This is a genomic window from Bradyrhizobium shewense (genome assembly GCF_900094605.1).
Classification (GTDB): domain Bacteria; phylum Pseudomonadota; class Alphaproteobacteria; order Rhizobiales; family Xanthobacteraceae; genus Bradyrhizobium; species Bradyrhizobium shewense.
Genome location: NZ_FMAI01000024.1, coordinates 70,312 through 92,988 on the forward strand (window position 1 = coordinate 70,312; position 22,677 = coordinate 92,988).

The 22,677-nt window shown below is 63.6% G+C and carries 21 protein-coding genes and 1 pseudogene; 11 read left to right on the forward strand and 11 right to left on the reverse strand.

The window, feature by feature from the left end; genetic code table 11:
• Positions 1 to 324: 324 nt before the first annotated feature.
• Both GA0061098_RS33425 and GA0061098_RS33430 read left to right on the forward strand, forming a co-directional pair.
• Positions 325 to 591 carry a hypothetical protein gene (locus GA0061098_RS33425; RefSeq protein WP_028143063.1) on the forward strand — a complete coding sequence of 89 codons (267 nt, stop codon included), beginning with the start codon at positions 325 to 327 and terminating at the stop codon, positions 589 to 591.
• 206 nt (positions 592 to 797) lie between these two features.
• On the forward strand, positions 798 to 1,529 hold the full coding sequence (locus GA0061098_RS33430) for a cytochrome c biogenesis CcdA family protein (RefSeq protein ID WP_038947000.1): 732 nt from the start codon (positions 798 to 800) through the stop codon (positions 1,527 to 1,529).
• A gap of 58 nt (positions 1,530 to 1,587) precedes the next feature.
• On the opposite strand, the gene GA0061098_RS33435 is transcribed toward GA0061098_RS33430, so the two are convergent.
• The 8 genes from GA0061098_RS33435 to GA0061098_RS33470 all read right to left on the reverse strand — a co-directional run bounded on the left by GA0061098_RS33435 (position 1,588) and on the right by GA0061098_RS33470 (position 8,599).
• Positions 1,588 to 2,643: an ABC transporter substrate-binding protein gene (locus tag GA0061098_RS33435; RefSeq protein WP_091965682.1), complete on the reverse strand. Its 1,056-nt coding sequence runs from the start codon at positions 2,641 to 2,643 to the stop codon at positions 1,588 to 1,590.
• A 4-nt stretch (positions 2,644 to 2,647) separates the two neighbouring features.
• Positions 2,648 to 2,980: a hypothetical protein gene (locus GA0061098_RS33440; RefSeq protein ID WP_091965683.1), complete on the reverse strand. Its 333-nt coding sequence runs from the start codon at positions 2,978 to 2,980 to the stop codon at positions 2,648 to 2,650.
• The gene (locus tag GA0061098_RS33445) at positions 2,977 to 3,735 is read right to left on the reverse strand and encodes an ABC transporter ATP-binding protein (protein WP_091965684.1); all 759 of its coding nucleotides are present in this window, start codon (positions 3,733 to 3,735) and stop codon (positions 2,977 to 2,979) included. Before GA0061098_RS33445 ends, GA0061098_RS33440 begins: the two co-directional genes overlap by 4 nt.
• Positions 3,732 to 4,538, reverse strand: a complete 807-nt coding sequence (locus GA0061098_RS33450; RefSeq protein ID WP_091965685.1) for an ABC transporter permease — start codon at positions 4,536 to 4,538, stop codon at positions 3,732 to 3,734. Before GA0061098_RS33450 ends, GA0061098_RS33445 begins: the two co-directional genes overlap by 4 nt.
• A complete protein-coding gene (locus tag GA0061098_RS33455; protein ID WP_091965686.1) occupies positions 4,535 to 5,356 on the reverse strand; it encodes an ABC transporter permease in 822 nt (273 codons plus the stop codon). The genes GA0061098_RS33450 and GA0061098_RS33455 overlap by 4 nt, the downstream gene beginning before the upstream one ends.
• Before the next feature lie 150 nt (positions 5,357 to 5,506).
• Positions 5,507 to 6,328 carry a FadR/GntR family transcriptional regulator gene (locus GA0061098_RS33460; protein WP_091965687.1) on the reverse strand — a complete coding sequence of 274 codons (822 nt, stop codon included), beginning with the start codon at positions 6,326 to 6,328 and terminating at the stop codon, positions 5,507 to 5,509.
• Between the two features lie 168 nt (positions 6,329 to 6,496).
• Positions 6,497 to 7,954, reverse strand: a complete 1,458-nt coding sequence (locus tag GA0061098_RS33465; protein WP_091965713.1) for a sensor histidine kinase — start codon at positions 7,952 to 7,954, stop codon at positions 6,497 to 6,499.
• Positions 7,955 to 8,254: 300 nt separating this feature from the next.
• Positions 8,255 to 8,599 (reverse strand): DUF1236 domain-containing protein, encoded by a 345-nt coding sequence (locus tag GA0061098_RS33470; RefSeq protein ID WP_091965688.1) that lies wholly within the window; start codon positions 8,597 to 8,599, stop codon positions 8,255 to 8,257.
• Between the two features lie 137 nt (positions 8,600 to 8,736).
• On the opposite strand from GA0061098_RS33470, the pseudogene GA0061098_RS33475 reads away from it, so the two are divergent.
• The 4 genes and pseudogenes from GA0061098_RS33475 to GA0061098_RS33490 all read left to right on the forward strand — a co-directional run bounded on the left by GA0061098_RS33475 (position 8,737) and on the right by GA0061098_RS33490 (position 12,244).
• Positions 8,737 to 8,969 (forward strand): annotated as a pseudogene (locus GA0061098_RS33475) (hypothetical protein).
• A 360-nt stretch (positions 8,970 to 9,329) separates the two neighbouring features.
• Complete coding sequence (locus GA0061098_RS33480) at positions 9,330 to 10,328, forward strand: TRAP transporter substrate-binding protein (protein ID WP_018322778.1); 999 nt, start codon at positions 9,330 to 9,332, stop codon at positions 10,326 to 10,328.
• Between the two features lie 84 nt (positions 10,329 to 10,412).
• Positions 10,413 to 10,928: a TRAP transporter small permease gene (locus tag GA0061098_RS33485; RefSeq protein ID WP_091965690.1), complete on the forward strand. Its 516-nt coding sequence runs from the start codon at positions 10,413 to 10,415 to the stop codon at positions 10,926 to 10,928.
• Complete coding sequence (locus GA0061098_RS33490; RefSeq protein WP_091965691.1) at positions 10,925 to 12,244, forward strand: TRAP transporter large permease; 1,320 nt, start codon at positions 10,925 to 10,927, stop codon at positions 12,242 to 12,244. The genes GA0061098_RS33485 and GA0061098_RS33490 overlap by 4 nt, the downstream gene beginning before the upstream one ends.
• Before the next feature lie 52 nt (positions 12,245 to 12,296).
• On the opposite strand, the gene GA0061098_RS33495 is transcribed toward GA0061098_RS33490, so the two are convergent.
• Entirely contained in the window at positions 12,297 to 13,571 is a 1,275-nt protein-coding gene (locus GA0061098_RS33495) for a serine hydrolase domain-containing protein (RefSeq protein WP_091965692.1), read from the reverse strand.
• A 157-nt stretch (positions 13,572 to 13,728) separates the two neighbouring features.
• Here GA0061098_RS33495 and GA0061098_RS33500 point away from each other — a divergent pair, with 157 nt between their 5' ends.
• Positions 13,729 to 14,646, forward strand: coding sequence for a dioxygenase family protein (locus tag GA0061098_RS33500; RefSeq protein WP_091965693.1), 918 nt, complete (start codon positions 13,729 to 13,731; stop codon positions 14,644 to 14,646).
• A gap of 390 nt (positions 14,647 to 15,036) precedes the next feature.
• The gene (locus GA0061098_RS45300) at positions 15,037 to 15,186 is read left to right on the forward strand and encodes a hypothetical protein (RefSeq protein WP_165637759.1); all 150 of its coding nucleotides are present in this window, start codon (positions 15,037 to 15,039) and stop codon (positions 15,184 to 15,186) included.
• Positions 15,187 to 16,012: 826 nt separating this feature from the next.
• On the opposite strand, the gene GA0061098_RS33505 is transcribed toward GA0061098_RS45300, so the two are convergent.
• Entirely contained in the window at positions 16,013 to 17,749 is a 1,737-nt protein-coding gene (locus GA0061098_RS33505) for a bifunctional protein-serine/threonine kinase/phosphatase (RefSeq protein ID WP_165637760.1), read from the reverse strand.
• Between the two features lie 60 nt (positions 17,750 to 17,809).
• Positions 17,810 to 18,649 (reverse strand): formate/nitrite transporter family protein, encoded by an 840-nt coding sequence (locus GA0061098_RS33510; protein ID WP_091965695.1) that lies wholly within the window; start codon positions 18,647 to 18,649, stop codon positions 17,810 to 17,812.
• 673 nt (positions 18,650 to 19,322) lie between these two features.
• On the opposite strand from GA0061098_RS33510, the gene GA0061098_RS33520 reads away from it, so the two are divergent.
• The 3 genes from GA0061098_RS33520 to GA0061098_RS33530 are packed head-to-tail and all read left to right on the forward strand — an operon-like array spanning position 19,323 to position 22,407.
• Positions 19,323 to 20,642 carry a CmpA/NrtA family ABC transporter substrate-binding protein gene (locus GA0061098_RS33520; RefSeq protein WP_091965696.1) on the forward strand — a complete coding sequence of 440 codons (1,320 nt, stop codon included), beginning with the start codon at positions 19,323 to 19,325 and terminating at the stop codon, positions 20,640 to 20,642.
• A gap of 60 nt (positions 20,643 to 20,702) precedes the next feature.
• Complete coding sequence (ntrB, locus tag GA0061098_RS33525; RefSeq protein ID WP_091965697.1) at positions 20,703 to 21,599, forward strand: nitrate ABC transporter permease; 897 nt, start codon at positions 20,703 to 20,705, stop codon at positions 21,597 to 21,599.
• A gap of 13 nt (positions 21,600 to 21,612) precedes the next feature.
• Entirely contained in the window at positions 21,613 to 22,407 is a 795-nt protein-coding gene (locus GA0061098_RS33530; protein ID WP_018322789.1) for an ABC transporter ATP-binding protein, read from the forward strand.
• The last annotated feature ends 270 nt before the right edge of the window (positions 22,408 to 22,677 follow it).

A 22,677-nucleotide genomic window follows, 5' to 3' on the forward strand; every position in this document is an offset into this window, starting at 1 on the left:
GGGGTGTGGCGTGAGTGCCGTTGCGAGCCGTGAAATGGCTGCGGGATTGCAGGCGCTGTCGGCAATGAGTGTGCTTGCGCGAAAGCCGGCGCCATCTCTCTCAATGGATCAATCACAGCGCGCGGGGCGTTTGCTCTCGGACCGTTTCGACCATGGCCAACGGCGCAGCGCGGCGATGTTAGCCGGAACCGCGGTTTCGCGGCAGAAACCCACTGAAATCAGGTTCAGAGGCGCTGTGGCCTCGTGCTATCCTCCGTATTCCATGGGGGCCGAAGGGGTCGTCACCAACACGTCTCGCAGGCCGAATTAACGGAAAGAACGCCGGTGTCGCATTCAGACGAACAGTTGCAGTCGGTGCTGGAAACGCTCGAGGGGTGCCGCAGGGTTCTCAACGCGTGCGACAGCCGTGAGTCGGCCGAGCTGCTGTCCATTGTCATCCTCGACGTCAGGATGAAACTCAAAGGAATTGACAGTGCCGATCTCAAGGCACTGTGCGACGAAATGCTGCGGAGCGCTGCGAGCGAGCCGCCGTCCCCTTCCAAGCAGACGCAGGACCAGCCCCGGCGTCCGCTGCTCCGCGTGGTGAAGTAGCCGCGCCGCCGAATCTCGCTTTTTGGCGAGGTTTGTGCGCGTCCCGATGCCGCACCTGTGATCGCAGGCGGCATCGGGAGGAGCCTTGGTTTTGTGCGCCTCTGTTGCGCATTCTCCGGCATCGGTTACACCAGAGCCGGTTCGGCTCCGGGCCGCGCCCATTCCCGGCGCGCCGCACCGGGGCCTGAGATGGCTCAGACGGCATCATGCAAAATGTTTCGATCCCGGCGGCGCTGATTGCCGGCCTCGTCAGCTTCCTCTCGCCTTGCGTCCTGCCCCTGGTCCCGCCCTATCTGATCTATCTCACGGGCGCCACGATCGAGCATGTCGAGAGCGACGAGCCGGGCTCGGCCTCCAAGCGCGCGATCATGATGTCGGCGCTCCTGTTCGTGCTCGGCTTCTCCACGGTGTTCGTCGCGCTCGGCGCCAGCGCCTCGCTGGTCGGCGGGCTGATCCGCGCCTGGTCGGCGGAGCTGTCGATCCTCGCCGGCATCGTCATCATCATCATGGGCCTGCACTTTCTCGGATTGACGCGCATCGGCCTGTTGATGCGCGAGGGACGGCTGCCGATCCCCAAACCGGTCGGCCTCTGGGGCGCCTACATCATGGGGCTGGCCTTCGCCTTCGGCTGGACGCCTTGCATCGGCCCGATCCTCGCCGCGATCCTTTCGATCGCCGCCGCTGAGGCCACGGTGACGAAGGGCGCAGGGCTGCTCGCGGTCTATTCCGCCGGTCTCGGCATTCCCTTCCTGATCGCCGCACTCATGATCGAGCAGTTCTCCGCGCTGTTCGCGCGGATGAAGGGCCATCTCGTCAATGTCGAGCGCGCCATGGGCGTCCTGATGGTGATCACCGGCATCGGCTTTCTCACCGGCGCGGTCTCGAATGTGAGCATCTGGCTGCTGGAGACGTTCCCGGCGCTGCAGACCATCGGGTAGGGCGTGATCCGGAAAATGCCGGCGCGCTGATCGCGCCGGCGTCCCCGCATGCAGTTGCTCAGGGTTTGAACACGTAGCCCGGCGAGATCGCCGCCGTCTCCGGGATCGGCGGCAGGTCGGCGAACAGTTCGGGACGATCCTTCATGACCTTGAGAATGTGCTTCGGCTCGATATGCGCATTGACGTCAAAGGTCGATTTGAGGATCCCGAGGCGGGAGAGCCGATCCTCGGCGCTCCACAGCGCGCGGTAATTGTTCGCCGACAGCCGGCGGTCCGCCTGCTGGATGTTGAACTGCATCGCAGCCTCGGCGACGTCCTGCTTGAGGCCCGGAATCCAGCGTGTGGCGACTTGCGCCGCCTGCTTCGGATTCTTGCGCATCCATTGATCGGCTTCGGAGACCGCGGCGAGGAATTTCTCGATGGTCTCGCCGTTGGCCTGCACCCAGGGGCGAAGCGCGACGTTGAAGCCGATATAGGAGATCACGTCGCCGCCCCTGATGATCTCGACCGCGCCGGGCACATCCTTGCCTGCAACGATCGGCCAGGGATCCCAGCCCGAGAACGCGTCGATACCCTTGGCGAGCAGGGCGACGGTCATGTCCGGCGGCGGCGTGTTGACCAGCGTCACGTCATCGGGTTTCAGCCCGGCCTTCTCCAGCGTCGCCAGGATGTAGAGGTGATTGATCGTGCCGAAGGAGGCCGCGATCTTCTTGCCCTTGAGCGTCGACAGGTCACCCTTGACGATGCCTGAACCTTCGCGCGCGATGATCGCCATGGTGGCATCAGAGCCGGCCTTGGTGGCGTTGCCGCTGTAATTGCCGAGTGCGACAAGGTCCATGCCGCGCAGCACGGCGCCGATCATGGGCACGCCGACCTGCACGATCTCGCTCTCGCCGGCTTGCAGTGCGTTCAGCGCATCGACGCCGGTCGCGTAGGGGCGTGCGATCGTGACATCGAGCCCGTACTTCTCGAAGAAGCCGCGCTCGAGTGCGATCGGCAGGCCGATCTGGTCGATGCCGGTGACCATGCCGGCCTTCAGTTTCGTCGGGGTCTGGGCGCTCGCCGGCACCATGCCGGCCAAGAGCGCGATTCCGAGCAGCAAGAGTCGTTTCATATTCTCAGCCTCCCTCTTTTATCGGCCCCACCGCCGTCACCCAATAGGGGCGAGCGACGGCGTTGAGGTCCGTTCGTTTGACGCCGCGTAGTTCGATCGAATGCTCGTCCGTTCCCGAGACGCGTCCATATTGCTGGAATGCGAGCACGTGGAAGCGCTCCGGCGTGAACGGCAGCTCGATCTGCACGTTCACCTTTTCCGATGTGCCCGTGAGCTCCGGCGAGATCTTTCCCGGCGCGGCAACCGTCAACCAGAGCTGAAACAGCGCCCACGCGGCAATCGCGCCGAGCACGATGCGGCCCTTGGATGAGCGCAAGACGTCGGAAGCGATGCTCATGCCGCGCGCACCATCTGGAGCACGCGCGCCGAGAGCTGCTTGAAGTGGTCGTCCTTGACGAGGTCGTCCCAGACGCGGGGACGCGGCAGGTCGACCGCGATCTCGTCGAGCACGCGTCCTTTCGACAGCACGACCACCCGGTTGGCGAGAAACACCGCTTCGGGCACGTCGTGGGTGATGAAGATCACCGTCGGCTTGCGCTCCTGCCAGATCCGAGTCAGCTCCTCCTGGAGCGTCATGCGCGTCTGCGCGTCGACGCTGGCGAACGGCTCGTCCATCAGCAGGACGTCGGGATTGTTGGCGAGTGCGCGCACCACGCCGACGCGCTGCTGCATGCCGCCAGAGAGCTCGTTTGGATAGCGGTGCGCCGCGTGCGACAGCCCCGCGAGCGCGAGATATTCGCGCGCGATGCGGTCGCGCTCGGCCTTCGGCACGCCGCGCATCTTCGGGCCGAAGCCGACATTGTCGAGCACCGTCTTCCAGGGAAACAGCGCGAACGACTGGAACACGACGCCACGCTCGGGGCCGGGCCCGTGCACCGGCTTGCCGTCGAGCAGGATGTCCCCCTTCGAATAAGGGATGAAGCCGGCGATCATGTTGAGGATCGTCGTCTTGCCGCAGCCGGACGGGCCGACCACCGAGATGAACTCGCCAAGCTCGACGTCCAGCGAGACGTCGTGAACGGCGGTGACATGCGCCCCTGCGTAAGGATCGAAGTAGGTCTTGCCGAGATTGCGCAGCGAAAGCGTCTTCATGATGTCACCAATCCCCAGCGTTGGCCGGTCACGCGCTCGAGCGGCGCGAGGACCCAGGCGTCCACGATGTACCAGAGCAATCCGAGAATGATCATGCCGAGCAGAATTTCGACGGTAGAGCCGGCGCGGCGGGCATCGAACATCATGAAGCCGATGCCCGATGTGCCGACGATCATCTCGACCGCGATCAGCGCGCGCCAGCCATAACCGAGGCCGTTGCGCAGGCCCGTGATGATGTTGGGCAGCGCCCCCGGCAGCGTCACCTCCCAGAGCACCCGCGCGCGCGAGGCACCGAGGCTGAGGGCGGCGCGCGCGAGGTCGCGCGGCACGGATTCAACCCCGAGCACGGTGTTGAGCACGACCGGGAACAGCACGGTGTAGACGATGACGAATGTCATCGTCGTCAGTCCGAAGCCGAACCAGATCAGGAGGATCGGCAGCCAGGCGATGTCGCCGATCGCCTGGAAGAACAGCAGCACGGGCCAGCAGATGCGGTGTGCCCAGCGGCTCGTTCCGATCAGGATGCCCAAGGGAATGCCGAGCGCCATGCCGACGGCGGCGCCGGTTGCGAGCCGGATCAGGCTGTCCTGGAGATAGTCGGGCAGGATCCCCTTGTAGGTGAGCGTGAAGAACGCGCGCACCACGTCGGCGGGGCCGGGGAAGAACGCGCGCGGAAACACCCCGGCCTCGCTGACCACGGTCCACAGCGCGAGCACCGGGATGAAGGGAATGATGGCGGCGATCCCCGGCCAGCGCCGGGTCAGGCGGGTGTAGCCGCCCCAGATTTGCAGCAGCAGGTTCATGCGCGCCTCACCAAGCCCCAGCGTTCGATGGTCGCGCGTTCCAGCGGGACCAGCAGCAGACGGTCGATCAATAGCCAGAGCACGCCGATCACGATCATGCCGAACACGATCACCTCGGTGCGGTAGAAATCGCGTGCGACGAACAGCATGTAGCCGAGCCCGACATTGGTCGCGATCATCTCGGCGGCGATCAGCCCGCGCCAGGCAAAGCCAAGGCCGGTGCGGATGCCGGTGACGATGTTGGGCAGCGCGCCCGGCAGCAGCACTTCGGTCAGCAACGCCCAGCGGCCCGCGCCGAGCGAGGCGGCGGCATTGCGCAGCGTGTGTGGAATGGTCCTGACGCCGAGCAGGGTGTTGTAGGCAACGACGAAGAACACGGCATTGAAGATCACGAAGACGATCGCGCCGAAGCCGTAGCCGAACCACAAGGTCGCGATCGGAATCCAGGCGATGCCGGCGAGCACCGAGAAGAAGCGGAACAGCGGCGTGAGAAGGGCGGCCACCGTCGGGCTCACGCCCATGGCGATGCCGAGCGGCACGGCGGTGGCGATGCCGATCAGCGTGCCGAGGCCAACGCGCAGTAGGCTGGCGCCGACATGGGAGAACAGCGTGCCGTCGCGGATCGACTCCATGGCGGCCGCGCCGACCGCACCGACCGATGGAAACACGCGCGGATTGACGTTGAACAGCGGAACGACGATCGCCCAGATCGCTACCAGCGCAAGCAGCGGCGCGACGAACATCGCAGCGCCCGCCAGCGAATTGACGCTGCGGATCAATCGCGACGATCGACCTTTCAGACTGCCCGTCACCTGCATTTGACCTCCCTGCGTTCAGCTATGCCTGTGCCGGCATTTCACGCTGATCATTCCTGACGTCGTAACCATGTCTCGCGCGATCGCGGCTGCCCGTCGGTTGCCACGACCGCGATCCCGGGCGGAGCGAGGATGTGGGGCGAGCCCTTCCTGTCACGGTCCACGACGTTTCCTCCTGCTCTTGACGCTCGACGTCCTGGCCGCGCGCACGGTCGACCCGTCGGTTTTGCGAGTTGCCGCGGCGATGACCGTCTTCCGGTTCGAGAGCTTCAATCGGGTGTAGCCGAGCAGGCGTTCCATCGCGGCGCGCGCCTTCTCGGGGTTGGCGCTCTCGATAGCCCGCGCCGCCGCCACGTGGTTCGGCAAATTATCCTTGAACCAGCCGCCGGGGCTTCCGACGGCGACGGTGAAGACGGTGCTCAGGATGGTGTCGATCGCGCTGCGAAAGCCCTGCAGTACTGGGTTGTGCGTCGCATCCAGGATGGCAAGATGAAAGGCCTTGTCGGCCGCGAGGGCGCTGGCCTGGTCCTTAGCGGTCTGCATCGCGGCCAAGGCCGTATCGATCCGCCAGCGATCGTTCCTGGTCGCGCGTTCGGCCGCAAGCGCTGCGGCTGCAGGCTCGATGATCGAGCGCACCTCCTGGATTGCGAGCAAGAGGTCGCGATCCGGTTCGTCCTGGCCGACGAGCCAGCTCAGCACGTCGCGATCGAGCAGGCTCCATTCGTGGCGCGGCAGCACTTGCGTGCCGTGGCGCGGCCGCACGCTGACGAGGCCCTTTGCGGCGAGAGTCTTGATCGCCTCGCGCACCACGCCGCGACCGACGCCGAAACGGGCTTCGAGTTCCGGCTCCGGCGGCAGGGTGGTGCCGACGGGAATGAGATCCTGGGCGATCTCGCGGCCGAGCGTCGTCAGCACGGCGCGGATGCGGCCGGGCTTGATCAGTTTGTCGGCTGGGCTCGGCCGCGCTCTTGCCACCGGTTTGTTTCTCCCCGCCGGCCTGTCGCGGCCGGTTCATTTTGTCTTGGCCGCTCGCCGGCAGCGTCACAATCATCCGATGTTTAACATCGGATGATTGCGTGGGGCGAGCGCAATTGTCGCAGGAAGGCTGTATTGCGCTGCGATATGGCGCCAGGCCCGGGGCGGCTACCGCGCCTCGTCCAGCGTACAGACAACCGTGCAGACCACGCCGCGCGGCAGGAAGTCGACGGTGGCCTCGCCGCCGAGCTGGTCGCGCGCGCTGCGCTCGATCAGGCGCGAGCCGAAGCCGCGCTGTACCGGCGCGGTCACCGGCGGTCCGCCGATCTCGGTCCAGATCAGGCGCAGCCGCGGTTTCGGGGCATCGGCGATGATCTCCCAGTCCAGCGTCACCCGGCCGGTCTCGTTGGACAGCGCACCATATTTCGCGGCATTGGTGGCGATCTCGTGCACGATCATCGACAGCACCACGGCGAGCCGCGGCGACAGCGGCACGGCGGGTCCGGCCATGCGGATGCGGTCGGGACTGTTCATCAGGAACGGCTGAAGCGCGCGGGCGATCACCTCCCGCAGCTCGGAGCCCGCCCATTTCTCCTGGCTCAGCAGATTATGCGCTTCGGCCAATGCGCCGAGCCGTCCCTCGAATTTCGTCCGCTCGTCTCGGCTGGCGCTGCGGAAGGTCTGCACGGCGATCGCCTGCATCAAGGCCAGCGTGTTCTTGACCCGATGGTTGAGCTCATCGATCAGGAGATTGTGCAGCATCTCGCCGCGCGCGATCGTGGTCGCCATCCTGACCGCGAAGGTCAGGCCAGTCAGCAGCAGGATGCCGCCGATCAGGCTGGTGATCGCGATGTTGCGCCAGAGCGGCGCGATCAGCGAGCTTTCGTCGACGCCGGCGGCGATCGTCCAGCCCGTCAGCTGCGATCGTGTGTAGGCCGCGGCCAGAGCGACGCCGTCGAGCGACACCGTCGGGAGCGATGCCTCGCTGCGGCGAAACATCTCGGCATAAAGCGAGGGCGAGGCGCGCTTGCCAAAGGTCTCGCTGGGGTTCGGCGCGCGCGCAAACACGATGCCCTTGGTGTCGAGCAGAGTCACGGTCCAGAGCCGGTCGGGCCGTTGCTTCTCCACCAGCTCCTGAAAGATGCTGATCGGTGGGCTGAAGCAGAGGTCGTAGATCACCTCGCCGTCGCGGAACACCGGAACCTCGACAGTGAGCACTTGCCGCCCGTTGATCGCGCCGGTGAACAGGTCGGAATATTGCGGCGACCTGGTCGCAAATACCTTTTCGATGATCTCGAGATGGCCGCGTGGCGGCAGGCTTGCGGTGTCTTCCGTTGCGGAGGAGAACAGCAACCGGCCCTTGCGATCGGAGATCAGCACCAGCCCGCCCTTGCCATATTGGTCGACGAAGCCAAGCGCGATGCGGCGGAAGTTCTGGAAGTCGTCGTTGCGCAGCGAATTCGTCAGTGCAAGGACCTGCAAGCCGCCGGTCATCCGCTGCACTTCGGAGTCGAGCACGAGGCGCATGCTGCGCACGTTCTCCAGCACTCGGCGGGTCGCGTCGCTTCGATCCTGCTTGTAATTGTAGAACACAATGCCGACCGCAAAGACGATCAGCGGCAACATCGTTCCCGTCACCAGAAGAGCGAGCCGGACCGGCAGGGTGAGCTTTGACAAACGCGGGCGTCCCGGTTCCGGCGCAGCGGCGCCGGATTATGATTTTGGGCAGACCATACGTGCGGGACTTGCGCAGCGCCATGTTTTTCGCAGATGGCGAGCAACGAGATTGCAGCGCAGTCCGGGATGTCCGCGCTTCAGCTCATGCGGAGTGCGGTCAGGAGTGGCGTTCCGGGGCCTCTCGATGCGATGTCACGCGGTCAAGTCCGGGCAGGCGACCGCCTTCAAGACGGCCGCCTTACGACTTGATCAATCGATTTCCTGAACCACTGTGCGCGAGCCTGGGTCCACGAGCATCACGCGATCGCCGGAATACACGTAGCGATACTTGGTGAGCGAGGGACCCCAATCGGACGGCACGGCCTCCAGCTCGACGTCGCTCGGCACGGTCGCGCCGACGATGATCTTTTCCTTTGTCGTGACCGGGCGAAGGTGATGTTCGGTGACGTAGGATTTGATCCTGGTCCGGTATTGCGGCTCGATCTGAACCGCTGCCGCGTGACCGGTTCCGGTGGTGGTCACCACGGTGGATTGCGCGAAGGCGCCGGTCGAGATCAGAACAGCCGCGGCGGATAGCAAGAGCAGCTTCTTCATCTTTGTCCTCCTCACGAGAATAAGCGCCGCAACAACATCTCATCGTGCACAGCGTTCCAACACCCAGGAACAAATTGCCGGTTTTTCCCGTCTTGAATGGCCGGGCGGGAAGGCCCGGCGATTGGAGGAGGAAGAAAATGAAGCTGAGAATAGCGACTGCAGCGTTGATGCTTGCTGCATTGTCCCTGCCGGCGTTCGCGGCCGACGAGTTTTACGTCGTACAGGACGTCAAGACCAAGAAGTGCACCGTCGTCGACAAGAAGCCGACGGACACGTCGATGACCGTCGTCAGCCTGTCGGGCGCGATCTACAAATCGCGGACCGAAGCTGAAGGCGGCATGAAGACCGTGAAGTCTGCACGTCAAACTGAGGAGGATGACAAATGCCGGTATTGATCTTGTGGGCCGTATCGGCCGTGCTGGTGATCGGCGGCGGCATCTATCTGATCGGGCATATGCACTAGGCCAGCAGCAGCGGGCGAGCGGTCCGTGCGTGCAGCGCACAGGTCCGCTCGTGGCCGGCCTCCTCCGGGAGTGCGACTGTGCCCATGGCCTGCCCGCGCCGTCAGGGGCGCGAGTTGCAGTGCAGCAGGTGTGCCGGGCGTAGCCCTGCGACGAAGAGTACCTCCAGCGCACGCGAAATGACTTCCGTCCGGCCGACGTTTTTCATACGCTTCCGGCTGCGCTCACGGCCCGGCTACAGGGCCGGAGCATCAAAGGGAGGGGAGACGATGAAGCGAAGGTCATTTCTCGCTGGTATCGGTGCGACCACTGCGGCGGCTACGATTGGGATGCCGTCGATCCTCAGGGCGCAAGCGCCGATCTCGCTGAACGGCGCGGTCCAGTTCAACGACGACCACGCCTTCAACCGGGCACTGCTCCGGTTCGAGGAGCTGGTGAAGAAGTACTACGGCAAGCCCGTCAACTTCACCCTGCACAGGAATTCCTCGCTCGGCCTCGAGAAGCAGTATTTCGAGTACATGTCGCAGGGCAAGGCGGTCGATTACGGCATCGTCTCGCCGGCTCACATGTCGACCTTCGCCAAGGCGGCCCCCTTCATCGATGCGCCCTTCGTATTCAAGGGCATCGAGCACATGAACAAGGTCGTCGAAGCCAATATCCTGGCGCCGATCGCCGATGAAGTCGCGGCGAAGGCCGAGGTCGTCCTGATCGGCTATTCCGGCGGCGGCATCCGCAACATCTTCGCCAACAAGCCACTTAAGAATCTCGCCGATCTCAAGGGACTCAAGGTTCGCGTGCAGGGCGCGCCGATCTGGTCGAAGACCTTTGCGGCGGTCGGCATGAGCCCGACGGTGATCGCCTATAACGAGATCTACAACGCGATCCAGAACGGCGTGATATCGGCCGGCGAAAATGAGGCGGCCGGCGTCGAGGCGATGAAGTTCTACGAAGTCGCTCCGCATCTCAACCTGACCCAGCACGCCGTGTCGATCCGGCCGATCTGCTTCTCGGTGAAGACGCTGAAGACCCTGCCGAAGGAGCTGCAGGATGCGATCATGAAGGCCGGCAAGGAGGCCGGCGACTACGGCCGTCAGCTCGAGTCGAGCGAAGAGGTCGTCAAGCTCGACACGCTCGAGAAGGCCGGCAAGCTCAAGCGCGTTCCCTTCGAGGAGCGGGACGCCATGAAGAAGCTTGCCGACCCCGTGATGGCCACCTACGCCAAGGAAATCGGTGCGGAGGGCATTTTCGAGAAGATCAACGTCGTCTGAGGTCTTTGCGTCCGCCGACAGCATCTCCGGGCAAGCCCCGCTTCTTGCCCGGCGCTGGCGGATGAGCCGCTGCACGGAGCCCCAATGTCTGAAATGCCCGTCCCGTCCACACCGTCGCTGTGGCGCCGCGTATCGGCGGCCTATGCGAAGCTGCTGGAATTCCTGCTGGCCGCCTGTGTCGGCGTCCTGGTTGTTCCGGTCACGCTGCAAATCATCTCACGCTACACGCCCTTCATTCCGTCCTACATCTGGACGGAGGAGATGGCGCGCTTCCTGTTCGTCTGGACTATCATGATCGGCGCCATGGTCGGCGTGCGCGAAGCGCAGCATTTCGAGGTCGATGTGTGGCCTGACCTGTCGCGGCGGTCGGAGGCCGCGGTGCGAATCCTCGCGCGGCTCGGCATACTGGCGCTGGCGCTGGTGTTCGTATCGGCCGGCCTCGAGTTCACCCGCTTTGCCTGGAACAGGACTTCAGAGCTGGCCGATCTGCCGCTTTGGCTGATTCACGTCGCCTGGCCTGTGACCGGCGTGACGTGGATCGTCTTTGCGGGCGAACAGATCATCGATGAAATGCGCATTCTGGTTGGGGCAGAGCGATGAGCGGCAATGTACTCTCTGCCGGACAGGCCGCGATGGTGCTGTTCGGGGTTTTCATCGGCCTGCTCATCGTGCGCGTGCCGGTCGCCTTCGCGCTCGGCCTTGCCTGCGTGCCGATTCTGCTGATCGAGCCGCATCTCTCGATGATGATGCTCGCGCAGGAAACCTTCAACGCCTACAATTCATTCATCCTGCTCGCGGTGCCGTTCTTCCTGCTGACGGCCAACCTGATGAGCATCGGCGGCATCACCGACCGGTTGGTGGCGCTGTCGCGCTCGATGGTCGGGCACTGGCCGGGGTCGCTGGCGCAAATCAACGTCGTGCTGTCGGTGTTCTTTGCCGGCATCTCGGGCTCCTCCACCGCCGACGCGGCGAGCCAGTCCAAGATCTTCATCGATGCGCAGACCAAGGAGGGCTACGACCTCTCGTTTTCGATCGCGATCACCGCGGTCTCAGCGGTGCTTGCAGTGATCATCCCGCCGTCGATCCTCATGATCGTGTGGGGCGGGCTGATCTCGACCTCGATTGCGGCGATGTATCTGGCCGGCATCGTGCCGGGTTTGCTGATCGCGGGCGCGCAGATGGCGACGGTGCACGTCTACGCGGTGCGCCGCGGCTACCCGACTTATCCGAAGACAAGCTGGGTCGAGATGCGATGCGCTATTTGGAAGTCAATTCCGGCGCTGATGACGCCCTTCATCATCGTTGGGGGCATTCTGCTCGGCTGGTTCACCGCAACCGAGTCCGCCTGCGTCGCGGTGCTCTATTCCGTCGCGCTCTCCGCGTTCTTCTATCGCGAGACGGGGATACGCGAACTGTACAAGGCCCTGCTCGACACCGGGCGCCTTGCCGGCGTGGCGTTGTTTTGCGTCGGCACCGCAAGTGCGTTCGGCTGGCTGCTCGCCTACTACAAGATCCCGCAGGAACTGCTGGCCAATGTCTCGACATGGGGCATGGGCGCTGTTGCGGCCGGCTTCTTCATCTCCTTCTGCTTTCTGGTGGTGGGCTGCTTCCTCGATGCCATCCCGGCGATCGTCATCGTCGGTACCGTGCTGGAGCCGCTCGCCAAGTCTGTCGATCTCCATCCCGTCCAGTTCGCGATCATTTCCATCGTATCGCTGGCCTTCGGACTGGTGACGCCGCCCTACGGATTGTGTCTGATGATCGCCTGTTCGATCGCCGGCGTGCGACTGCGCTATGCTCTGAAGGATACGGTGATCATGCTGATTCCGATGCTGCTCGTGCTCGCGGCAGTCATCGTCTGGCCAAGCGTGTCGCTGTTCTTGCCGCGTCTGATCGTGCCGGAGATGCTCAAATGAGCGTCTGATGGCGCGATCCCGCGGCCGTGGGCCGCGGGATCGGTTGGATTGGTTACAGATTGCTCTCGGTGATCGCGGCGTAGACCATGCTGCGCAGCTCGCGCCGGATCGGGTAGGCGCTCGACGGCAGCACCTGCGTCATGAAGATCGCGATCAGCTCTTCGGCCGGATCGATCCAGAACGAGGTCGTGGCCGCGCCGCCCCAATTGTATTCGCCGGGGCTGCCGGCGATCAGCGTCTCGAACGGGCGCATGGTCACCGCGAAGCCGAGGCCAAAGCCGATGCCGTTATAGGTGGCCTCGGAGAACAGCGAGCGCGACACTTCGGGCAGGGCGGCGCCGCCCGGAATGTGGTTGCTCGTCATCAGCGCCAGCGTCTTCGGCCCGATCAGCCTGACGCCGCCGAGCTCGCCGCCGTTGAGAAGCGCGCGGCAGAAGGTGAGATAGTCGGCGACCGTCGAGCAGAGGCCGCCGCCGCCCGAGATGAAGGAGGGCGGAGACAGGAATGAGCTCGTTGCTGGATCGTCTTGCAGCGTCAGGCCCTCGCGGCGCTGTCCGGCATGGAAGGTCATGCCGCCGCCGGGATCGGCGGAATAGCAGGCGGCAAAGCGATGCGCCTTGGAGGCCGGGACGTGGAAATCGGTGTCGGTCATGCCGAGCGGGTCGAGAATGCGTTGCTTCAGGAATTGCTCGAAGGGGATTCCCGAGATCTTGCCGACGAGGTAACCAAGCACGTCGGTCGAGACCGAATAGTTCCAGGCCTCGCCCGGCGAGAATTCCAGCGGGATCTTGGCAAGCGCCTCGATCATGGTCTGGAGCGTGCCCGACTTCTCGACCTCGCCGATTTTTTCAGCGCGGTAGGCGGCATCGACATTGGAGCGTTGCTGGAAGCCGTAGGTGAGGCCGGACGTGTGGCGCAGGAGGTCGACGATCAGCATCGGCCGGGACGGCGGACGGGTCAGGAAGGCCGGCGAGTTGCCGGCAACGAACACGCCGAGATCCTTCCATTCCGGAATGAATTTGGCGACGGGCTCGTCGATCGCGACCAGGCCTTCCTCGACCAGCATCATGAAGGCGACGCTGGTGAGCGGCTTGGTCATGGAATAGATGCGGTAGATGGTGTCGTCCTTGACCGCCAGCTTGCGCTCGACGTCGGCAAAGCCTTGAAGCGAGCTGTGCGCGACCTTGCCGCGGCGGTAGACCAGAAGATGCGTGCCGGGGAAGCGGCCGGCATCGATGTACCGTTTCCTCAGATGCGCATCGATGCGGTCGAGCGCGGCCTTGGACATGCCGACGGATTCGGGCGAGGCGGGGGTGGGGGCGAGCATCAGTTCCTCCGGGCAGTTTTGTCGATCCGTTGATAGCCAAATGACGGCCCCATTCCAAGCCGCTCGCGCTTAACGCGAGCGGGCCGACTGGTGTAGGCTGGCCCCTGGAACGCCTCCAGGCCCCCCGGGGCCAATGAGAAAACGCAGGGCAACCATCATGACCCAGTTCAACGAGACTGATCTCACCCAGGCCGTCGTCAAAAGCTTCGACAGCACGCCCAATCCGCGCGCAAAATTCCTGCTCCAGGAATTGGTGAAGTCGCTGCACGATTACGTGAGCAAGACGGGTCTCACCTTCGAGGAATGGGACCACGCCATCGATTTCCTGACCCGCACCGGGCGGAAATGCACCGATACCCGCCAGGAGTTCATCCTGCTGTCCGACGTGCTCGGTGTCTCCATGCTGGTCGACGCGGTCAACCACCGCGACCGCGAGGGCGCCACCCAGACCACCGTGCTCGGCCCGTTCTATGTCGGCGAGCACAAGGTGACCGCGCATGGCACCGACATCTCGCCGAACAATCAAACCGGTGAGCGGATGTTCGTGCAGAGCCGCGTCACCGACCTCCAGGGCAAGCCGCTGGCCAATGTCCCCGTCGACGTCTGGCATGCCGATGACGACGGCTTCTACGATTCCCAGAAGCCGAACTATGACGAGGTCGGCGCTTCGGCGCGGGCGCGCTTCATCACCGATAACGACGGCCGCTTCTTCTTCCGTACCATTTTGCCGTGCAGCTATCCGATCCCGACCGACGGCCCGGTCGGCGAGATGATCGTGCAGACCAAGCGTCATCCGATGCGCCCGGCGCATGTGCACTTCCTGGTCAACGCGAAGGGATACGAGCCGCTGATCACGCACGTCTTCATGGACGGCGACAAATATCTGGATTCCGACGTGGTGTTCGGGGTCAAGGATGATCTCGTCGCCAAGGTCGAGCCGCGCAACGATCCCGCGATGCCTGACGGCTCCAAGGCGAACGGTCAGTGGCATCTGATGACCTACGAATTCCACCTCAAGCCCGGTGGCGGCATGGCGCCGACGCCGCTCGGTGTGAAGGCTGTGGAGCGGGCCTGATGGCCCGCCGGGATGCCGCGGCACTCCGGGCGCGTACGACGTCCGCTGTGTTTCTGATAGGGGCACAATAACGGACCTCAGCGTTCGGAGTTGAGCCATCCACGGAAGTCGTCAACCTACCAGCGATTAAACCGACACTTGGTCGACTGATCCCGAGTCACCACCCAAGTCTACCTAGGTATGGTCACTTCATACCTGCGCGCGATGGCGCCGACCGAGTGCTTGGTGTTACCGATGCATCCAGAGTGAAAAGCAACGGAACCGGCCCTGCGAGCCGGCAGTTGCGGGACAAGGCCGGCGGCGTAGCTCCCGCCGGCCCTTCTCCCGAAGGAGCGGGCGCTTTGCCGCTCAATTGATGCTTATTGCCATGGTTGGTGCAGAGAGTACGCCATGAGAAACATCGCCGATCTCCTGATGCGGTTCTGGCAGGGAAGCCGACCCGCGTCCAATACTCAGATTGCGGCTATGGCTGAAAACCAGGATCGATCCAGCATGGCTGATTTTGTCAGGATCCTGCAGGCTTACGATCAAGCCCCGTAGGGCCGACTGCGTCCGTCCGTGATACGGATGTCAGGCAAACAAAAAGTCAAGACGCGGCCTCACCGCTAGATGGGCCCGTCAGCGACGGGATCTTGAAGTCTCGGAATTCGGCCGGTGCGCGCACAATGCGTTGCACGATTACCGATCAGGGTTTGGGACCCATTCCTCCGCGGTCGAGTCCCAATGATGGGTGTCGTCGAACTGTTTCCAGAGTGGCCGCCCTGACTTACTTTCACCGCTCTGTCGGTTTGCATTCGGTGCGCGGAGTTGGACGACGAGCGCCCCGGCCTTCATCACCCATTCGCGAGCGTTATATCGGGAGTTCCATTTGATTGCCGCGAGCATTGGATGCCTCCTTCGAAGTAAGAAGCCTTCGTCACTTTAGCCCGAGCCAGCTCCCAAGGATGTAAACCACTTCACAGTTGGTCAACATCTTCGACATAGCCGCTTGCGATCTCACTACGCGGCGACCGCAAGCTACGTTCGCTCGTTATTCCGGCCTCCGGCATGGGTCACGTTGCCGCGCGATCAAAACGCACGCGGCGAAACGCAGCATTGTACTTGCGCGCGAAGGCGCGTCCTTTTGAGAAAGTGTATTCTATCGCTGATGGGCGGCGCTCGATAGAGGCCAGCGCATGCTTGAGCTTTGGAACAGCTGGTACGACACCTTGGCCTCGGTGGAGGCGCTTGCCACGGTCATCATCATTGTCCTAGTGGCTGCAGGCGCTATCACGCTGGCGGATAGTCGGCGCCGAGGCGTCCGAGATTGATTGGGGGGAGACCTCGATAAGGTTCCCGTATGACCGCCAGAAGCGACGCTTCGGCCCTAGCGGGCGTGCAGTAGCGCCAGCAGCACGACAACGGCGCAGGCGAGCGCGGCCGAGGTCAGCTTCCAGAACATCAGCGGGCTGCGCTCCAATAGCGGCGTGATCCGCGTGTCCAGATAGGCCGGATTGGGCGTGCGAAGCTCGAAGACGAATTCGGACAGGTCCTCGTGCCGCTTGTAGGGATCGGGATGCAGCGCGCGGCGGAGCGCGCCGTCGATCCAGGCCGGCACGTTGCGGTCGTCGTCTGCGGAGCGATATTTGAGCCTGCGCACGTCCGCCTTGCGCCGGATCCTGGCAATTTGGGCGCCGTAGGGAAGCTTTCCCGTCAGCATCTGGTAGCAGATCACCGCAAGCGAAAACATGTCGGAGCGCGGTGAGCCGCCTTGCCCGAGAAAATACTCCGGCGCCGTATACTGGACCGTGCCCAGGATTTCGTCGGCCTCGTCCCGTGGCGCAGCCTCCGCGACGCCCGCGACCCTGACCGATCCGAAGTCGATGATCTTCGCGGTGCCGGTCTTGTCGATCAGGATGTTGTCGGGCCTGAGGTCCTGATGCAGCATCTCCATGCGGTGGAAGGCGCGCAGGCCCGCGGCGATCTGCTCAATGATGCCACGCACGGTTTCGAGATCGGGGCGCGGATTGTCGGTCATCCACTGCTTCAGGGTCTGCCCCTCGACGAATTCGGTCGCGACATAGAGATAATTGCGGCGCCGCGACTGGGACAGCGGCTTCAGCACGTGCGGGCTGTCGATCCGGCGCGCGATCCATTCCTCCATCAGGAAGCGCTTGAGATAGGCGGCGTTGTCGCGCAAATCGATCGACGGCAGCTTGAGTGCGACCGGCTCCTCGGTCTCGACATCGACGGCGAGATAGATGTGGCTGCGGCTGCTGCCGTGGATCTCGCGGACGATGCGGTAGCCGTCGAACATCGCGCGCGGCTCCGGCAGCGGAGGCAGCGGCAATTGTGAGGTCTGATTGAAGATGCCGGCCGGCTCGCGCTGCGGCACCGCGTCGATGCGGATAATCTGGACGGTGATGTTGTCGTCGCTGCCGCGCCGGTAGGCTTCCTCGGCGATCGCCCTTGCCGCGCCGTCGAGCTCGCCTGCGTGCTCGTTCAGCGCGCTCGTGATGAAGCGCGCGTCGACGAATTCGTAGGCGCCGTCGGTCGCCAGCAGGAACGTGTCGCCGGCCTCGACCTCGAACGCCAGGTAATCGATCTCGAGCTGCGGATTGATGCCGAGCGCGCGGCCGAGATAGGTCTGTTCCGACGACACGATGATCCGGTGATCGTCGGTGAGCTGCTCGAGCGCCTTACCGGCGACGCGGTAGATGCGGCAGTCGCCGACATGGAAGATGTGCGCGGTGGTCGCCTTGATGACCATGGCGCTCAGGGTGCAGACGTAGCCCTTGTCGCGGTCATAGGCGTACTGGCTCTTGCGCGTCTGCGCGTGCAGCCAGGAATTGGTCGCGTCCAGCACGCGGCGGGCGGAGGTCTTCACCGTCCAGGATTCCGACGTGCAGTAATAGTCCATCAGGAAGCTCTTGACCGCCGACTCGCTGGCGATCTGGCTCACCGTGCTGCTGGAGATGCCGTCGGCGAGAACCGCCGCAATGCCCTTCAGGCCGAGCAGCGGCTCCTCGGGAATCAGGACGCCGTGAAAATCCTGGTTGAGGGGCTTGCGACCCTTGTCGGAGTGCTGGCCGACCGAAATCCGGAGTCCGCGGGTCATCGTCATCACCAGGAGAGGGGAGCCTCACCCTGCTCGGGCGGGGCTCCCCTGTCGAGACGTATTCGATCAGGCGGCGACGCGGGGCTTTGCAGCCTTGTCGACCTGGCGCTTCGGGAGGGTCATGACGTGCGTGGCGTAGAGGGTCATGCCGGTGAAGGCGAGGCCGCCGACAAGGTTGCCGAGCACAGTCGGGATCTCGTTCCAGATCAGATAGTCCAGGATCGAGAATTTTGCGCCGAGCAGCAGGCCGGACGGGAACAGGAACATGTTCACGACGGAATGCTCGAACACCATGTAGAAGAACACCAGGATCGGCATCCACATCGCGATGACCTTGCCGGGGACCGAGGTCGAGATCATGGCGCCGACGACGCCGGTCGAGACCATCCAGTTGCAGAGCATACCGCGCATGAACAGCGTCGCCATGCCGGCTGCACCGTGCGCGGCGTAGCCGAGCGTGCGGCTTTCGCCGATGATTCCAATGGCGGTGCCGACCTTGTCCGGCGGCTGCGAGAAGCCGAAGGTCGTGACGAAGGCCATCATGAAGGCGACCGTAAACGCGCCGGCAAAGTTACCGATGAACACGAGGCCCCAGTTGCGCAGCACGCCGCCGATCGTGACGCCAGGACGCTTGTCGATCAGGGCGAGCGGCGAGAGCACGAACACGCCGGTCAGGAGGTCGAAGCCGAGGAGGTACAGCATGACGAAGCCGACCGGAAACAAGAGCGCGCCGACCAACGGCTGACCCGTGTTGACGTTGATCGTGACGGCGAACCATGCGGCGAGCGTGAGGATGGCGCCGGCCATGTAGGCGCGGATGATGGTATCCCGGGTGGACATGAAGATCTTGGACTCGCCCGCATCCACCATCTTGGTGACGAATTCCGAAGGCGCGAGATACGACATCAATGGTTCCTTTTGCTTCGTAAGAGAGATCGACGCGCCCGGGAGCGCGGCTGCAACGTCACGGGCCGTGCCGGCTGGCCTGCCGCGCACGAGGGCTAGGAAATGTCTGGAAGCCTTGGGAATCGCGTCACGAGGACTAAAGCCGGGAAGGGCCGCGAGGCAGTTGAGCTTCCGGATGCAGCCGCCAGAGGCTGCACAATGCGGCGAGCCGCAGTCTTCGTTGACGTTTATGGATAAGCAAGTTGCGTGCCGCGCCGTATGGCAAGAAATATATAGCAATATCAATTAGATAGATCTCGGCCCGATCCGGCGTCACAGCACTTGGCGGCCTGTTGCTTGATCTGTTGCACAAGGCTTGTGCGCCGCACAAGAATTGAGCAGGTCGCAACTTTCGCATGCGGGTTCGACCTGCGACAGTCACGCGCGGTCTCTTTAACATTTTGATTTATAATATGTTTTTGCGGTATCGCGCTTGGCATGAAGCTTGAATAGTTCCATGCCGACGCCATTGAAGCCGTCCCGCGAGACTTCTCATCCGACTTGCCGACGCCATCAGGCGGGGGTCTCCCCGCCGTGCGTTCGCATGCGCCAAAGACGGCGCCGCCGGACGGACGGGCTGCTCGTGTGCACTGACGCCATAAATTCTGCAACGATGCAAAGGACGACACTGCCTATGACCAAGCGCACCCGCCGGCCCTCGGAGACGGGCCTCAGCCGCCGTCAATTGTTGAAGGCCACCGGCTCGACCGCCGCACTTCTCGCCGCCGCAAAACTGAATTTCCCCGCCGGCGCTTTCGCGCAGGATTCAGGCCCCGAGGTCAAGGGTGCCAAGCTCGGCTTCATCGCGCTGAGCGATGCCGGGCCGCTCTTCGTCGCCAAGGACAAGGGCCTGTTCGCCAAATACGGCATGCCCGACACCGACGTGCAGAAGCAGGCCTCCTGGGGCACCACGCGCGACAATCTCGTGCTCGGCTCCGAAGGCAACGGCATCGACGGCGCGCATATTCTGACGCCGATGCCCTATCTGATCTCGGCCGGCAAGGTGACGCAGAACAACCAGCCGACGCCGATGTACATCCTGGCGCGGCTCAATCTCGATAGTCAGTGCATTTCGGTCGCCAACGAATATGCCGACCTCAAGCTCGGCGTCGATGCATCGCCGTTCAAGGCCGCGCTGGAGAAGAAGAAAGCCTCCGGCAAGGCCGTGAAAGCCGCGATGACCTTCCCCGGCGGCACCCACGACCTCTGGATCCGCTATTGGCTCGCCGCCGGCGGCATCGATCCCGACAAGGACATCGAGACCATCGTGGTGCCGCCGCCGCAGATGGTGGCCAACATGAAGGTCGGCACCATGGACTGCTTCTGCGTCGGTGAGCCCTGGAATCTGCAGCTGATCAATCAGAAGATCGGCTACACCGCGATCAACACCGGCGAGCTCTGGAACAAGCATCCGGAAAAATCCTTCGGAATGCGCGCCGCCTTCGTCGACAAATATCCGAAGGCCGCCAAGGCGCTGTTGATGGCGGTGATGGAAGCCCAGCAATGGGCCGACAAGGCCGAGAACAAGGCCGAGCTCGCCGCCATCATGGGCAAACGGCAGTGGATGAATTGCCCGGTCGAGGACGTGCTCGATCGCAGCGCCGGCAAGTTCGACTACGGCATCCCCGGCAAGGTGGTCGAGAACTCGCCGCACATCATGAAGTACTGGCGCGACTTCGCTTCTTACCCCTTCCAGAGCCACGACCTCTGGTTCCTCACGGAGGACATCCGCTGGGGCAAGTACGAGCCTGGCTTCGACACCAAGGCGCTGATCGCCAAGGTCAACCGCGAGGACATGTGGCGCGATGCGGCCAAGACTCTGGGCGTCGCCGCCGCGGAAATTCCAACCTCCACCTCGCGCGGCAAGGAGACCTTCTTCGACGGCAAGGTGTTCGATCCCGAAAATCCGGCAGCCTATCTGAAGTCGCTCGCGATCAAGCGCGTCGAAGTCTGATGGAGCCTGCGGCCGCCGTCAGGCGGCCGCTTCGTCCTTTGAAGCCGCAGAGGGATTTCGATGAACATGCCTGCCACCAAGATTGAGCTTGAGATCGCGTCGCCTGCGGCCGTTGCCGCGCCGGTCGTCGCGCTGACGCCGAAGCGCCCGCCGCGCAGGGAAGCCTATGCACGGATGGTGCGGGAAACCGCCGTGCGCGTGATCCCACCGCTGGTCGTGATCGCGCTTTTGACGCTGGTCTGGGAACTGGTCTGCCGTCGCGCCGGCTCGGCGCTGCCGCCGCCGTCGAAAGTGTTCAAGGACACCAAGGAGCTGATCCTCGATCCGTTCTTCGATCATGGCGGCATCGACAAGGGCCTGTTCTGGCATCTGTCCGCCAGTCTGCAGCGCGTTGCCCTGGGCTATTCGCTCTCGGCGATCGCCGGCATCGCGCTCGGCGTGCTGGTCGGACAGTCAGTCTGGGCCATGCGCGGGCTCGATCCGCTGTTCCAGGTGCTGCGCACGATTCCGCCGCTCGCCTGGCTGCCGCTGTCGCTCGCGGCCTTCCGCGACGGTCAGCCCTCGGCGATCTTCGTCATCTTCATCACCTCGATCTGGCCGATCATCATCAACACCGCGGTCGGCATCCGCAACATCCCGCAGGACTATCGCAACGTCGCCGCGGTGGTGCAGCTCAATCCGCTCGAGTTCTTCGCCAAGATCATGATCCCGGCGGCCGCGCCCTACATCTTCACCGGCCTGCGTATCGGCATCGGCCTGTCGTGGCTGGCGATCGTCGCGGCCGAAATGCTGATCGGCGGTGTCGGCATCGGCTTCTTCATCTGGGACGCCTGGAACTCCTCGCATATCAGCGAGATCATCCTGGCGCTGTTCTATGTCGGCATCGTCGGCTTCGTGCTGGACCGCGTGATCGCTGGCCTCGGCAAGGTCGTCACCCGCGGCACCGCGCTGAACTGAGAGGAGAGGGTACATGACCGCCTATCTGAAGCTCGACCACATCGACAAGGTCTTTACCCGCGGTGCCGCCACCACGGAGGTGCTGAAGGAGATCAATCTCACGATCGAGAAGGGCGAATACGTCTCGATCATCGGCCATTCCGGCTGCGGCAAGTCGACCCTGCTCAACATCATCGCGGGGCTGACCAACGCCACCACCGGCGGCGTGCTGCTGGAAAACCGCGAGGTCAACTCGCCGGGGCCCGACCGCGCCGTGGTGTTTCAGAACCACAGCCTGTTGCCGTGGCTCACCGTGTACGAGAACGTCAGGCTCGGCGTCGACAAGGTCTTTGCCAGGACCAAGTCCCGCGCCGAGCGCGACGCCTGGGTCATGCACAATCTCAATCTGGTGCAGATGGCCCATGCCAAGGACAAGCGTCCTTCCGAAATCTCCGGCGGCATGAAACAGCGCGTCGGCATTGCGCGGGCGCTGGCGATGGAGCCGAAGGTGCTGCTGCTGGATGAGCCGTTCGGCGCGCTCGACGCACTGACCCGTGCTCACTTGCAGGACTCGGTGATGGCGCTGCATCAGAAGCTCGGCAATACCATTTTGATGATCACTCACGACGTCGACGAGGCCGTGCTGCTGTCCGACCGCATCGTGATGATGACCAATGGGCCGAGCGCGCGGATCGGCGAGGTGCTGGAGGTGCCGCTGGTGCGCCCGCGCAAGCGGCTCGAGCTCGCCACCAACACCACCTATCTGAAGTGCCGCCAGCGCGTGCTCGAATTCCTCTATGAGCGTCATCGCTTCGTCGAGGCCGCGTAACGAAGAGTTAACGCAAGCGGATGCCTGCGCACAAATAATCGACATCCCGCTCAATCCTTGTGCGTCGCACAAGGATTGAGCGAATCGCAAATTTAGCGTGCGGAAAAGCCCTGCAAAAACTTCTGGCAATGCGAATAACGTCCTGAAATCCCTGTATTTCCAGCGTGCGCGCAACTGGCACGGAAATTGAAATGTCTTTGCGCGACGCCAACGACGACGTCCCTCAACATCATCAATCAGCATCGTGAACTCGCCACCGGGGTGAAGCCT